Below are 13,870 nucleotides of genomic sequence, written 5' to 3'. Positions count from 1 at the left end.
CAGGCGACTGGGCCGCGGCCCGCCTTGCGGTGATCAATCAGACGCAGAAGGGCAATCTGTCGGTCTACAGGGATTTCAGCCCGTTCCAGGGTTACGGACCCACCTTGTCCACGTGGTCTCTCACCGTCCGCCTCCGACCCAAGCAGCAGGACTCCAGCGGGCCGGTCAAGCTTTTCACCGCGAAAGACATCTCCCAGCACGTCAAGGCGGAACTGGCCGGCCTGTGTTCTCCGCAGAGTCGAGCGGAACGGACCACGTTCGAGGACCGAGTCTTCGTCAACGGCAAGAAGATCCCCCAGGAATGGATGTACGGCGCGGAGCGCGAGCGCAACGTCTCGAGACGGCCGGTCACCACGATCAGCGAGAGCGAACTCGAGGAGATCCTGAGCAGCCCGAAAGAGACTGTTCGTCACTACCTCTGCGTCCACACGTCTTCTTGGGAGGGTGAAATCGTCGCGAGCACCTTTCTCCATTGCTGTGTCGAGTCGGAGACGCTCTACCTCGATTTCCACCAGACGGTCCTCTCACCTGTACGGATCCACCCCCAAGCACGTCAGCTGCTGAACGGACATCTCCCGCGAAGGAGGGAGGCCGTCAGCGAGGCGGCGTTTCTGACGGTGCCATGGCTCGTCCTCGCTCCCGTGCGGGCCCTCAACCGCTGGCGCACCGACGTCCGCCTGGAGCATCGGCGGGCGCAGAGGCGGGAGAGGGCGGCCCAGGACCCGGCGTACGACTACAGCTCCTGGTTCAACCTCCGGAACTCGATCGACACGAACGCCTACGACAACTTCTTCCAGAAACTGGACGTGGACCGGCAGTGCAAGACCGCGCAGCGGAACATCCTGGCCAGCGTCCTCGACTTTCTCGATGCCCACGGTGTGGACACCTCGGAGTTCCGAAAGCAGCAGACCAGCATCCTCAACCACGGAGTTCTCCAACTCGGCGGCACCTACAGCGTCAAGGCCCAGGCCGTCGGCCCCGGTGCCAAAGCCGTCTCCCTCGATGCCCCGGACAAGTGAAAGGCCCAGGAACCATGTCGAGCACTTCCGCAGAAGGCCTCCCTCCTGGCGTCAACAAAGGTCTCATCGTCACAGGGAACGGTCAGATCCATGTGAACTCGATGGCCATCGGCGACGGAGCCCAGGCGACGAGCACCACCACGGAGCCCTTGCCCGGTGAAGCGATCGCCCCCACGGAGGATGCGACGCCCGACGGTGGCGACACCAACGACATCAACGACGCCAGCGAGATCAGCGGCACCAGCGAGGTCAGGCATCTGTTCGATCGTCTGCACCCCCCGCTGTGACCCGTCCCCGCCGTCGCCCACGCGATCAGTGCCCCGTCGAACGTCGGCCCGTCGCGACCGACAGCTGGTCGACGGCCGTCCGGATGGACTCGTCCTCCGTGAAGCCCCGCCAGCCGCCGAAGTAGTACAGGCGGCGGTCGTCGGCAGGCAGGTCCTGGAGGAGGCGGGCCGCGGGCCGGGCGGCTCGGCCCATGCGGGCCAGGTGGCGTACCGCCGGGAGCATGACCGGCAGGTACGTGCCAGTGGGCAGCTTCCTCACGACCTCCAGCAGGGCCGGGACGGCGGTCTCCGTGTCGCCGCCAGTGACGGCCCACAGCGCGTGCGCCGCCTGCGTTCTGACCCAGTGGTCCTCCGTCGTGGCCAGCTCCCGGAGCCGGTCCGCGCAACCGGCGGCGTGCGGGCCGAGGTCGGCCAGTCTGCTCAGCGCGGTGTGGGTGACGCGGTCCTCGTCCGTGGCGGCGGGTCCGAGCACGTCCAGGGCGGGGCCAGGATCGCCGCCGACCCGCCAGTACGCCCAGGCGGCGAGTTCCGCGTCCGGTCCGCCGGTGCGTGACCGGGTCAGCAGCGCCTCCCGTCCCGCCCGGCCGGTCCCGCCGATGCCCGCCAGGGCCGTCGCGGCCGCCGGCCACCGCTCGTCGTCCTCCAGGAGGTCGAGCAGCCGTGGTACCGCCGCCTCCGCGGCGAGCCCCCACGCGGCGAGCACCTCGCCGAACCGGCGGAGGTTCCGAAGGTCCTCGGTGGGGTCGAGCCGGTCGCAGATCGCCGGGAGCAAGGCCTCCGCGTGGTCCGGGAGGCGGGCGAGCACCTCGTGGAGGGCGGGCAGGGCGGGGTGGTGGAAGGAGTTCGTCGAGCCGCCGTAGTAGGCGCCGGCCGACGCGAAGCCGGGGCGGGTGCCGGCCACGTGTTCGGTCAGGCGGGGCAGGCAGCGCGGGTCGTTCATCCGGGCCAGCGCCCATACCGCCGCGTCGGCGACCGCTTCTCCCCCGCGGGTCGCCCGGACGGCGGTGTCGTCGAGCAGCGCGGCGACCTCGTCGGCGTGGGCGGCCGCCGCCGGGCCGAGGCAGGCCAGCAGTTCGGCCGCCCGGTAGCGGACCTCGGCAGCCGGGTCGTCCAGCCGTGCCACGACGCCCGGCAGCAGCGCGTCGACCGGTGACCGCCACCTCGACAGCACCCGGGCGGCCTGTTCGAGACCGCCGACCCGCTGTTCCTCGTCGGGGTGATCGGCCATCAGACCGAGGGCGAAGGCGGGGGACGCGTCGTCGAACAGGGACGCCGTCCACTGGTGCATGCCCCGCACTCCGCAGTCCGCGTTACTGGTGCGCTGCCACAGCTCCACACTCGGATCACGCAACGCGCCCAGCGCGATCTCCAGCCGTCCCTCCGCCGGAGCAGCCGCGGAGGCCCGGGGGCCGTCGCCGAGCGCAAGCACCGCCGCCAGGCGCAGTTGTGGCTCCGGAGCGGCGAGCAGCGAGTCCAGGAGGGCTGCGGCCTCGTCGGACGGGGTGGCGGCCTCGTCGGTCCGGGCGGCCGCCTCGTCGGACGGGGTGCCGACCGGCCCGCGGCGGGCCGCGTTGCCGAGGGCGAGGACCAGGTCGAGGCGGGTCACCGGGTCGCTCTCGGCGTGCCAGCGGCTCAGGAGTGCGGGAAGGGCGCCTTCGCCGGGGTCGGCGCAGGCGCCGATGACATCGGCGGCGGCCCGCCGGATCTCCGGTTCGGGGTCGGCCAGCAGGGCCAGCACATCGGGCAGATGCCGTTCCCAGGCCGCGGACCAGTGCGGGTCGAGGAACCGCGCCTCGACCCTTCCGGCCTCGGCGGCCAGACGCCCCACCAGTTCCAGCAGCGTGCGCCGGGGCGTCACCTGCGGGGCGGCGGCCAGGCGCAGCACGAAGGGGAGCGCGGCCGTCGCGGCCGGGCAGACCCAACCGCCCTGGTGGTAGAGGTGGTTCAGCAGGTCGAACGCGGCGTCCTCCGCGTCGTCCGGGTCAGGTCCCGCGCATCGGCGCAGCAGCTCCGGCACGTCCTCGGCGGTGCCGTAATTGTGCTCCAGTCCCGCCCAGTCGACCGCTTCCGGCTCAGCCCGGTCGATCGACTTCAACCCCTCCGACATGCGCGCGACCCTACCGCCGGGCCCGGACACCCGGCGACGGGGTTTCGCCCCACCCAGCCGCACCACCGCCCCACCGGACGCGCGTTCGAATACCGCCATGACATGCCAAATACGACTGTCCTCCATATTGTACTTAGATGTGTACATGGCGTGAACTGTCGCTGTGGCCACCGGGCGCCGCCGGTAGCGTGCGGCCCCTGTCCCGTATGCATCCCGTACGCATGTGTACGCGTCCGCACGAAGGAAGCGACCGATGGCCGAGACCGGGCAGCACGAACAGCGGTACGAGCGATACGAGCGGTACGAAGGCGGCAGCCCGGAGGCCGAGCGGCTCGTGTTCGAGCGGTTGGCCCGGGAGCTGATGGAGGTCCAGGTCAGGAACCGGCGGGCCGGGGGCGGCGGGATCGCGCGGGCGTTCCACGCGAAGGCACCGGTGGCCGTCGAGAACGCGCGGCTGCGCTTCCACGACGACCTCCCGGCGGCCCTGCGCGTCGGCTTCGCGCAGCCCGGCGCCGAGTACCCGGCGGTGGTCCGGCTGTCCAACGCGAGCGGCATCCGGCAGGGCGACGGCTCCCCGGACCTGCGGGGCGCGGCGATACGCGTTCGGGTGTCGGACGACGAGAGCCACGATCTGCTGGCCACCAGCTTCCCGGTGTCGCACGCGGCGAACGCACGGGAGTTCGTGGCGTTCGCCAAGGCCATGGCGGGGGCGCGCAGTCCGCTGCGGAAGGCGTTCGGGCTGTTGGTGAAGCTGCCGCTGGCGGTGGGGTTCAGCACCGCCGGGCGGATGCGGCGGAACGTGCGCGAGGCCACCCGGCGGTCGGTGAACTCCCTCGCGAACGAGACCTATTGGAGCCGCGGGGCGATGCTGTGGGGCGACGCCGGGCCCGTGCGGTACCTGCTCCGGCCCGCGCCCGGTACGCCGGTGGCGCCCGCGCCCGACCGGCGGGACCCCGACTTCCTGCACCGCGAGTTCGCACGGCGCCTCGGGCAGGCCGACGTGGCGTTCGACCTGTGCGTCCAGCGGTACGTGGACGAGCGGCGCACCCCGGTCGAGGACGCGTCGGTGGAGTGGAAGGACGCGGTGGCGCCGGCGGTGCCGATCGCGCGGCTCACCATCCCGAGCCAGGAGCTGGACGGCGCCGAGGCACGGGCTGCGGCGGGGCGCGTCGAGGACCTGATCTTCAACCCCTGGTACACGACCGACGCATTCCGGCCACTGGGGAACATCAACCGGGCGCGTAAGTCCGCGTACCGGGCGAGCGGCGCGCACCGTCTCGGGCTGCGCTTCGTCACCGCGGAGCCCTTGCGCAACCGGCTGCTCGGCCGCCCCGTGGGGGCCGCGATCGCGCTGCTGAACCGGTACGTCCCCTGGCACCGGCTGCCGGTGTCGCTGAGCCTGCTGAACCTGGTGTTCCTGCGGAAGGTGCTGCGCCGGCTGAACCTGATCGACACCGAGCCGGGCGAGGCGCCGCCCCGCACCCAGCCCGTGCCGGAGCCGATCCCGGAGCGGCTGCGCACGGAGCGGTCGTACGACGGGACGTACAACGACCTGTCCGAGCCGGGGATGGGCGCGGTCGGTGCCGCCTTCGGCCGCAATCTGGCACCGGACCACCGGCCGGACCTCTTCGACGTCCCGAACCCGGTCACGGTCAGCCGGCAGCTACTGCACCGCGAGAGCTTCGTGCCCGCGACCTCGCTCAATGTGCTGGCGGCGGCGTGGATCCAGTTCCAGGTGCACGACTGGGTCAACCACCGCCGTCACAAGCCCGGCGACCGCAGTGTGGAGGTGCCGCTGCCGCCCGGACACGGCGGATGGCACAACACCCCGAACGGGCCGGCCGAGGACGTGATGCGGTTCGCGGAGAACGAGGGCATCGAGCGGCCGGGGCAGCCGCCGATCCTGTTCGCCAACAGCGCCTCCCACTGGTGGGACGGCTCCGAGGTGTACGGGGCGGACGAGCGGACGGCGCGGTTCCTGCGGGAGGCCGACGGGCGTGCCGAACTCCGACTGGAGGAAGGCCACTTGCCGATGAACGGCAACGGCATCCCGCTCACCGGGTTCAACGAGAGCTGGTGGATGGGGCTCAGCGTGATGCACACGCTGTTCGCCCGCGAGCACAACGCGGTCTGCGCGGCGCTGCGCGCCGAGTACCCGACGATGAGCGAGGAGCGGATCTACCACACGGCACGGCTGGTGGTCTCCGCGCTGATCGCGAAGATCCACACGGTGGAGTGGACCCCGGCGATCCTCGCCACCGAGGCGATCGACGTCGCGCTGCACACCAACTGGTCCGGGCCGCCGAAGAACTGGCTCAACCAGCTGGGTCTGTGGCTGTTCGAGGCGCACTCGCTGACCGGCATCCCGAAGACGCTGCCGGACCACCACACGGCGCCGTACTCACTGACGGAGGACTTCGTCACCGTCTACCGCATGCATCCGCTGATCCCGGACGACTACGAGCTGCGCGAGCACCAGTTCGGGCGGCGCCTGGAGACGGTGGGGTTCCTCGACATCCAGGGCGGCGCCGCCGAGACCCAGATCCGCAAGACGGGCCTCGCGAACTCCCTGTACTCCTTCGGCATCGCCCACCCGGGCGCGATCACCCTGCACAACTTCCCGCGCTCGCTCCAGCGGTTCGAGCGCGACGGGGAGATCATCGACCTGTCGGTCGTCGACCTCGTCCGCACCCGCCGGCGCGGGGTGCCGCGCTACAACGACTTCCGGGCCGGGCTGCACAAGCCACGGATCCGTTCGTTCGAGGAGCTGACGGAGAACGCGGAGACCCTGGCCCGGCTGAAGGACGTGTACCGCGACGTCGACGAGATCGACACCGTGGTGGGACTGTTCGCGGAGAACCCTCCGGAGGGCTTCGGGTTCAGCGACACCGCGTTCCGGATCTTCATCCTGATGGCCAGCCGACGGCTCCAGAGCGACCGCTTCCTGACGGTCGACTACCGGCCGGAGGTGTACACACCGCTCGGCATCGACTGGGTCGAGAAGGGCGGCATGAACTCCGTCGTCCTGCGCCACTGCCCGGAGCTGGCGCCGCTGCTCCCGCGCGGGGCGAGCGCGTTCGCGCCGTGGCGGACGGTGCGGCCGACGGACAACGGCACCACGAGCGACGGCGGTTCACCATGACGCCGTGACACCGGCTCGGGGTGCGGCACGGCCCCGGGTCCTGAACCACACAACGGGGGAACAGCATGACCTTCACCGACAACCCGTCCGGGCTGCCCGGGGACGAGCACTCCGGCACGACCGGCCTCACCGCGTCCACCCATCCCGGACTCGCCGACCTCTTCCGGCGTCCGCTGCTGAACACCGTGTGGCGGCGCCGTACCCACCGGGTCAGCCGGGGCGCCAAGGTGTCCGCCGGGACCATGACCTACACCTCCCCGCACGCCGTGCGCCCGCTGACGGAGCTGGAGGAGGCGGTGCTGATCGCGATCACCGGCACCACCGGACTGACCATGCCCGACCGGCCCTTCGAGGACCCGGACAACGGCACACCCATCATGTCCAAGCCCAACCTGACGATGGCGGGCCGCACCGCCGGGAGCCCGGACAACGCCCAGGGCACCCACTTCTTCCTCATCAACGACTCGGGCACCTACTTCCTGCGCAGGCTGCCGCCGGCGCCGGACGAGCCGTTCGACGCCGAGACCCTGGTGGCACGGGCGCGCCGGGCGAAGGTGAAGGTGCTGGACCACCGGCTCGACGTCGCGCCGGGCAAGCGGGACTTCCCCGCGTACCTCGACTCCAACCGCTTCCTGTCCAACCTGCCGGGCACGACCCTGCTGTTCCCGGTGGTGGACCTCTCCCACCAGTACGTCAACGCCCTGATGTATCTGCTGACGCAGCCGGACGGCGCCCGCCCCACCTTCGTCGACGACCGCAACTTCTACCGTCCGGCCGGTGTGCGGAAATGGGTCAGGAACGGTTTCCTCAACGGCGATCTGAAGCTGCCGCTCGGCGCCCTCGGCCCCATGCGCACCCAGATCGAGGCCGATCTGCTGCTGCAGAACCTGATGCTCACCGCCGAGGCGATGGGCCTGGGCGCCTGGATCCACGCGTCCGTCAACCCGCAGATCGCCCTCGGCGACCCCAAGTTCTCGCGGGCGTACGGCAGGATGCTCGGCTTCGACTTCGTCACCCCGCGCTGGCGCCCCGCCGACCTCCTCCGCTGGCACATCCCCCTGCCGAAGTACGCGACGGTGCGCGCCCACCCGGTGGGGTTGCGCTCCCCCGACGGCGAGCAGTTGATCACCGCGGCCTGCCCGCCCGCGTTCCCGTCCATGGCCGAGGCCGTACGGACGATCATCGACGCGAAGTTCGGCAAGGACGGCGTCTACACGGACCGCGACGTCTTCGCCCGTATCTACCGGGAGGACTACGGGCAGCGGTACCTCACCGAGGCCAGCGAGTACGACGACCGGGTCGTGGAGTGCGCCCGTGACGTCTGCGCGTACGTCCTGCGCACCCACGGCCGCTTCCCCGCGCACACGGACGCCATCCATGTGCCGGGCGTGTGGCTCCAGGTCCACCACGTGGAGAACGAGTACTACGACCGGTTCTTCGTGAACGGCCTCACGGACGCACACCGCTCCCACGACCGTGTCTGGGGCCACTGACCGGCCGACATGGGGTGGTTGACAGGTACACGCGTCGCGGGTGAGAGTCCCGTTGATGATGATCGACGACCTCACCCCGGCCGAGCGACGCGTCTGGGAGGCCTTCCCCCGGGGTGTCTCGGTGGACTTCGGCGCCGCCGAGGACGGGGCCACCGACGACAGGGCCGAGGACGGAGCCGACGGGCGTCCCGAAAGGACCGTGCGGGCGGCGGTCCTGCGGACGCTGCTCCTGACCGCGCCCCGCGAGGAGGGCGAGGTCGCCGCACTCAAGATCGCGGGGGCCCGGATCACCGGCACGCTGGACCTGAAGTACGCGACGGTCGACAGCGTCGTACGGCTCAGCGGCTGCCACTTCGAGGAGGTCCCGGACCTCTCCGGCACGCAGCTCGCCTATCTCAACCTCACCGGCTCCGTGCTGCCGGGCCTGCGGTCGGCGCGGGTCCGGGTCGACGGCGGGCTGCGGCTGACGCACTGCCGGTTCGGGGGCCCGGTGAAGCTGACGGGGGCGCAGATCTCCGGGACCCTGTTCATGGAGCGGGCCGAGTTCACCGCGCAGGACGGCGAGGAACCGGCGCTGCGGCTGAACCAGGCCGAGATCGGGGAGGAGTTGTGCGCTCCCGGACTGCGGGCGCGGGGCGAGGTCAGGCTCGCCGGCGCCCGGGTCGCCGGATCGGTCAACCTCAACGACGCCCGCCTGGACCGGCCGGACGGCGTCGCGCTCACCGCCGAGTCGCTCACCGCGGAGGCCGACGTCGAACTGCGCCGCGCCCAGGTGCGGGGCCGGGTCGAGATGCGCGGCGCCCGTGTCGCGGGGCGCCTGGACCTCTCGTACGCGCGTCTGGCGCACCCCGGCGGCACGGCGTTACGGGCCAGCAGTTGTGTCGTCGGCGAACTGTGGCTGCGCGGCGGCCCCCGGATGGAGGGCGTCCTCAACCTCCGTCGCTCGCAGATCGAGGTCCTGCTCATGGAACCCGACGTGGTGCCCGCGCAGGTGCGCCTCAACGACCTGACCTACACCTCGCTCCTGTCGCATCTCCCCGCGCCGCGGCGGCTGCCGATGCTGGCGCGGGACGACGACGGGTTCATCCCCCACTCCTACGAGCAGCTGACCGCCGCGTACCGCCGCATCGGCGACGACGACGCGGCCCGCCTGGTGCAGCTCGCCAAGCAGCGCCGGCGACGGGCCACCCTCCCCTGGTACGGGCGGCTGTGGGGCCTCGTCCAGGACGCGACCGTCGGCTACGGGTTCCGTCCGCTGCGCGCGGCCGTCTGGCTGCTGTCCCTGCTGGCGGTGGGCTCGGTGGCGTACGCCCTGTACCCGCCGGAGCCCCTGAAGGCCGACGAGGCGCCGACGTTCAACGCGGTCTTCTACACTCTCGACCTGCTGCTGCCGATCATCGACTTCGGTCAGGAACGGGCCTACGCGCCCGAGGGCGGGGGGCAGTGGCTGTCGTACGTCCTCGTCATCACGGGCTGGATCCTGGCGACGACGGTGGTCACGGGTGTGACGCGCACCGTCAGCCGCCAGTGAGCAGGCGTCGGCGGCCCTTCAGCGTCGCGAGCCGGCCGTCCTCCCTGCCTGGACGAGACCCAGGAGGACCATGCACCCGCCGACAGCCATCAGGACCACTCCCACTTTGGTGAGGGTGAGGACCGGGATCTCGACGCCGCCGGTGAACAGCTTCAGGGCCAGGCCGACGAGGAAGGTCGCGGTTCCTTCGGTCAGGTTCTTGGAAGCAGGACTCACTGCTGGGCTCTTTCCGTCGAAGACACACCACGCTCGCGTGCGGCCGGTCGGGGGATCGGCTTCATCGTAGGAAGAGCGGGGGCAGCGGCTCGTCAGTCCTCCGGACGATCCCGCGCTGCATCGTTCAACGGACAGCGACGGAGGTTCGTCCCGGTCCGGTGGTCGTTCGACCCGCGTCACCCGACGGGGCGTCGGCCGTGCTGGGCGGCGAGGCGTACGGGCGCGTTCTGGGCTCCGTAGCCCCGGTAGTCGCCGTCGCGTTGGACGAGTTCGAAGAAGACACGGCCGACGGTCTCGGTGTAGCAGTGGCGGAAGACGCCGTCGGCGTCGCGGTCGTAGAGGATGCCGAGTTCGCGGTACGTCTCCAGCTCGCCGTCGGCGAACTCGAAACGGGCGGCCAGGTCGTCGTGGTAGTTGGCGGGGACGGCCAGCAGCCGGCCCCCGGCGGCACGGAAGGCGCGGGCCGCGGCGACCACGTCGTCCGTGGTGAGGGCGATGTGCTGGGCCCGGACGGAGTCGTCCGTGGGGGCCGGGCCGACACTCAGGGCGATCCGGACGCTGCCGTCGGCGTTGCTGACGGGGCGGCTGCGGAACAGGCCGTAGGGGTCGGCGACGTCCACGCTCTCGCGGGCGGGCAGGCCGAGGACGGTCCGGTGGAAGAGGGCCGCCTCGTCGAACTGGTGCCAGGGCTGGGTGAGCGCGAGGTGGTCCACACGCTTCAGGTTGCGGGCGGGTTCCGCGTGGGGCACGGGACGGAAGTCGTCGGTCCAGCTGGGGAGTTCGGGGCGGTCGGTGGCGCAGAAGAAGAGTTCGGTGCCGTCGGGGGCGGCGACCGCGTCGAGGGCGACGTCCTGTGGGGCGCGGCGGCGGGGCAGCACCGGGGCGAGCAGGGCCTCCGCGCGGCGGGCGGCGCCCGCCGGGTCGGGTGACTCCAGTCCGATCGCGGCGAGTTGGGTACCGTCACGGCGGGCCGCCGGGCCGGTGTTGACCAGGACCCGTGCCTCGCCCTGCCGCCACAGGTCCACCGGCTTGCTGCGGTGGCGGGCGGTGCGGGCGAAGCCGAGGGCGCCGAGCAGGGCGGCCACGGGCTCGGCGTCGGGGGTGACGAGTTCGGTGAACGCGACGCCGGTGGGCACCACGGGCTCCGGCAACGTGGCCAGGCCCGTCGCCTCCTGGAGCATCAGCAGGGAGCGGTGGGCGTCGACGGCGGTGGGGCCCGCCTCGGCCTGCCGGAACACGTCGTTGAAGACCTCCAGGGACAGGGGGCCCTGGTATCCGGCGGCCCGCACATGCCGGACGAGGCCCGCGAGGTCGAAGCCGCCCTGGCCGGGGAAGCAGCGGTAGTGACGGCTCCACTGGAGCACGTCCATCGCGATCAGCGGGGCGTCGGCCAGTTGCAGGAAGAAGATCTTCTCGCCGGGGATGTCCTCGATGCCCTTGGGGTCGGAGCCCCGGGCGAGGATGTGGAAGCTGTCGAGGCAGGTGCCGAGCGCGGGGTGGTCGGCGGCCTCGACGATGCGCCAGGCGTGGTCGTACGTGCTGACGTGCCGTCCCCAGGCCAGCGCCTCGTAGGCGACACGGATCCCGAAGTCCTGGGCGAGGTCTGCGAGCCGGTGCAGCTGAGCGGCGGCGAGGGCGTCGTCGTCCTCGGCGAGCGGATGGACGCTGGAGCACACCAGGACCGTGTCGGCGCCGAGCCGCCGCATCAGCTCGAACTTGTGCCGGGCCCGCCGCAGGTTCCGGTCGAACTCGTCCGCCGGCACGGCCTCGATGTCCCGCATCGGCTGGTACAGGTCGATGCCCAGTCCCAGGTCCGCGCACCGGACCCGGATCTCCTCCGGGGAGAGCGGGCTGGCCAGCAGATCGTTCTCGAAGATCTCCACCCCGTCGAACCCGGCCCGCGCGGCGGCCGTGAGCTTCTCGGTGAGGGACCCGCTGAGGGAGACGGTGGCGATGGCTGTACGCATGGTGCTGCTCCTCTGATTCCAGCTGTGCTGCCGACGAGCGGGGGAGGCCGGCTGTGCTGCCGACGACCGGGTGAGGCCGGCTGTACTGCCGACGCCGGGGGATGCCCGCTGCACTACCGACGCCGGGGGATGCCCGCTGCACTACCGACGCCGGGGGATGCCCGCTGTACTACCGACGCCGGGGGATGCCCGCTGTACTGCCGACGACCGGGACGGTCCCCCTCGGGGACGCGTCGACGGGGCTATCGCGCGGCCCCCGCGACTCCGGCCAGCTCGGCGATGTCGGCGAGCATGCGGGTCGCGTCCGCCTCCCTCCCCGTGAACAGGCGGAACGCGTCCGCCGCCTGGAACACCGCCATCCCTCCCCCGTCCAGCGTGGCGCACCCGAGCGCGCGGGCCGTGCGCAGCAGCTCCGTCTCCAGGGGGCGGTACACCACCTCGGCCACCCACAGCCCGGGGTGCAGCAGCTCCGCGGCGAAGGGCAGGCCGGGGTGCGCGGCCATTCCGGTCGGCGTCGCGTGCACCACCCCGTCTGCCCGGCCGAGCAGCGCCGGCAACGCGTCCGGTGTCGCGGCGGCCGCGCGTCCCGCGCCGAAGTGCCGGTCGAGGGAGGTGGCGAGGCCGGCCGCGCGGTCGGGCATCGGGTCGACGACGGTGACGTGCTCCGCGCCGAGGGTGAGCATGGCGTGGGCGACGGCCGCACCGGCGCCGCCGGCGCCCAGCTGCACGACCTTCTCCAGCGGGACGTCGGGCAGTCCGCGGGCGAAGGACGCGGCGAAGCCGGTGACGTCCGTGTTGTGGCCGATGGCCCGGCCGTCCTCGAAGACCACGGTGTTGACGGCGCCGAGCGCGGCGGCCCCCGGCGCGAGCGCGTCGAGATGCTCGATGACGAGCTGTTTGCAGGGGTGGGTGATGTTCAGCCCGTCGAAGCAGAGGTCCCGGGCGGCGCGCACCAGGTCCCCCACCGCCTCGGGGCCGACCCCGACGCGGTCGATGTCGATCAGCCGGTACAGGTACCGCAGCCCCTGCCGGTCCGCCTCCCGCTCGTGCAGCGCGGGGCTGAGCGAGGGCCCGATGCCGGAGCCGATGAGGCCGACGAGATACGCGTCACGCGTCGGGGCGGGGGTCGAGACCTGGGGCACGGCGGGGCCTCCTGAGCGGCTCACTAATGTACGAACTAGTACGTTAGTCATAGCACCCCGGATCGACCAGGGGAAGCCCTCTTCTACAATCGCGGTCACTGGCCCCTTGCCCGAAGGAACGCGATGACCAGCGTCGAAGAACCGGCACGACCGAACGGGCGCATCCGTGACGCGGCCCGCACCAAGGCCGAGATCCTCGACGTCGCGACCAAGGAGTTCGCCCGCTCCGGTTTCGCAGGGGCCCGGGTCGACGAGATCGCCGCCCGCACCCGCACCACCAAGCGGATGATCTACTACTACTTCGGCGGCAAGGAGCAGCTGTTCACGGCCGTGCTGGAGCGGGCGTACTCCGTGATCCGGCAGGCGGAGCAGGAGCTGGACGTCGAGCATCTGGACCCGGTCGCCGCCATCCGGCGCCTGGCCGAGGTCACCTTCGACCACCACGAACGGCACCCGGACTTCATCCGCCTGGTCAGCATCGAGAACATCCACGAGGCCGAGCACATCGCCGCCTCCGAGAAGCTGGGCCGGATCGGCTCGCCGGCGCTGGACGTGATCCGCCGCATCCTGGAGTCGGGGCAGCGGTCCGGCCTGTTCACGGCCGATGTCGACGCCGTCGACCTGCACGCGATGATCAGCTCCTTCTGCTTCTTCCGGGTCTCCAACCGGCACACCTTCGGAGCTCTCTTCGGCCGCGACCTGGTCGCCCCCGACCTGCGCGAGCACTACCGCAAGATGCTCGGCGACATGGTGATCGCGTATCTGACGGCGGACCGCGCGACGGACTGACGACGGGACCGCGCGACGGACCGACGACGGCGCCCCGACCCGCTCGGGGCCGGGAGGTTCGTCCGGCGCCACCCCTTGACACCCGGGAAACGTGGGCGCAACATCCGTAGCCAACCGCTACTAACTATCCAGTGCGTTAATTAGCAGCCGGGTAGCACCCGGCTGCTAATTAACGCA

Annotated in this window: 9 protein-coding genes and 1 pseudogene; 6 read left to right on the top strand and 4 right to left on the bottom strand. The window is 71.6% G+C overall.

Translation table 11 applies throughout. The features are described from left to right. Positions 1 to 1,019, top strand: a pseudogene (locus AOK23_RS14520) (hypothetical protein); the annotation flags it as partial. 14 nt (positions 1,020 to 1,033) lie between these two features. Next, on the top strand, positions 1,034 to 1,306 hold the full coding sequence (locus tag AOK23_RS14515) for a hypothetical protein (RefSeq protein WP_157878034.1): 273 nt from the start codon (positions 1,034 to 1,036) through the stop codon (positions 1,304 to 1,306). Positions 1,307 to 1,331: 25 nt separating this feature from the next. On the opposite strand, the gene AOK23_RS14510 is transcribed toward AOK23_RS14515, so the two are convergent. Next, on the bottom strand, positions 1,332 to 3,413 hold the full coding sequence (locus AOK23_RS14510) for a HEAT repeat domain-containing protein (RefSeq protein ID WP_055713133.1): 2,082 nt from the start codon (positions 3,411 to 3,413) through the stop codon (positions 1,332 to 1,334). 253 nt (positions 3,414 to 3,666) lie between these two features. Here AOK23_RS14510 and AOK23_RS14505 point away from each other — a divergent pair, with 253 nt between their 5' ends. From AOK23_RS14505 to AOK23_RS14495, 3 genes are all read left to right on the top strand, one after another. Further along, complete coding sequence (locus tag AOK23_RS14505) at positions 3,667 to 6,555, top strand: peroxidase family protein (RefSeq protein WP_055713132.1); 2,889 nt, start codon at positions 3,667 to 3,669, stop codon at positions 6,553 to 6,555. Positions 6,556 to 6,620: 65 nt separating this feature from the next. Continuing rightward, positions 6,621 to 8,048 (top strand): hypothetical protein, encoded by a 1,428-nt coding sequence (locus tag AOK23_RS14500; protein WP_055713131.1) that lies wholly within the window; start codon positions 6,621 to 6,623, stop codon positions 8,046 to 8,048. Positions 8,049 to 8,103: 55 nt separating this feature from the next. After that, positions 8,104 to 9,579 carry a hypothetical protein gene (locus tag AOK23_RS14495; RefSeq protein WP_055713130.1) on the top strand — a complete coding sequence of 492 codons (1,476 nt, stop codon included), beginning with the start codon at positions 8,104 to 8,106 and terminating at the stop codon, positions 9,577 to 9,579. Between the two features lie 18 nt (positions 9,580 to 9,597). On the opposite strand, the gene AOK23_RS14490 is transcribed toward AOK23_RS14495, so the two are convergent. The 3 genes from AOK23_RS14490 to AOK23_RS14480 form a co-directional block, all read right to left on the bottom strand. Beyond that, positions 9,598 to 9,795 (bottom strand): DUF5708 family protein, encoded by a 198-nt coding sequence (locus AOK23_RS14490; protein WP_055713129.1) that lies wholly within the window; start codon positions 9,793 to 9,795, stop codon positions 9,598 to 9,600. A gap of 176 nt (positions 9,796 to 9,971) precedes the next feature. Continuing rightward, positions 9,972 to 11,762: a bifunctional sugar phosphate isomerase/epimerase/4-hydroxyphenylpyruvate dioxygenase family protein gene (locus AOK23_RS14485; RefSeq protein WP_055713128.1), complete on the bottom strand. Its 1,791-nt coding sequence runs from the start codon at positions 11,760 to 11,762 to the stop codon at positions 9,972 to 9,974. Between the two features lie 242 nt (positions 11,763 to 12,004). After that, entirely contained in the window at positions 12,005 to 12,904 is a 900-nt protein-coding gene (locus tag AOK23_RS14480) for a shikimate dehydrogenase (protein ID WP_055713127.1), read from the bottom strand. A gap of 123 nt (positions 12,905 to 13,027) precedes the next feature. On the opposite strand from AOK23_RS14480, the gene AOK23_RS14475 reads away from it, so the two are divergent. Further along, the gene (locus tag AOK23_RS14475) at positions 13,028 to 13,693 is read left to right on the top strand and encodes a TetR/AcrR family transcriptional regulator (protein ID WP_055521838.1); all 666 of its coding nucleotides are present in this window, start codon (positions 13,028 to 13,030) and stop codon (positions 13,691 to 13,693) included. Positions 13,694 to 13,870 lie beyond the last annotated feature (177 nt).

This window comes from Streptomyces torulosus (assembly GCF_001419765.1).
Taxonomy (GTDB): Bacteria; Actinomycetota; Actinomycetes; order Streptomycetales; family Streptomycetaceae; genus Streptomyces; species Streptomyces torulosus.
This window is presented reverse-complemented; position numbering and strand designations above follow the sequence as displayed.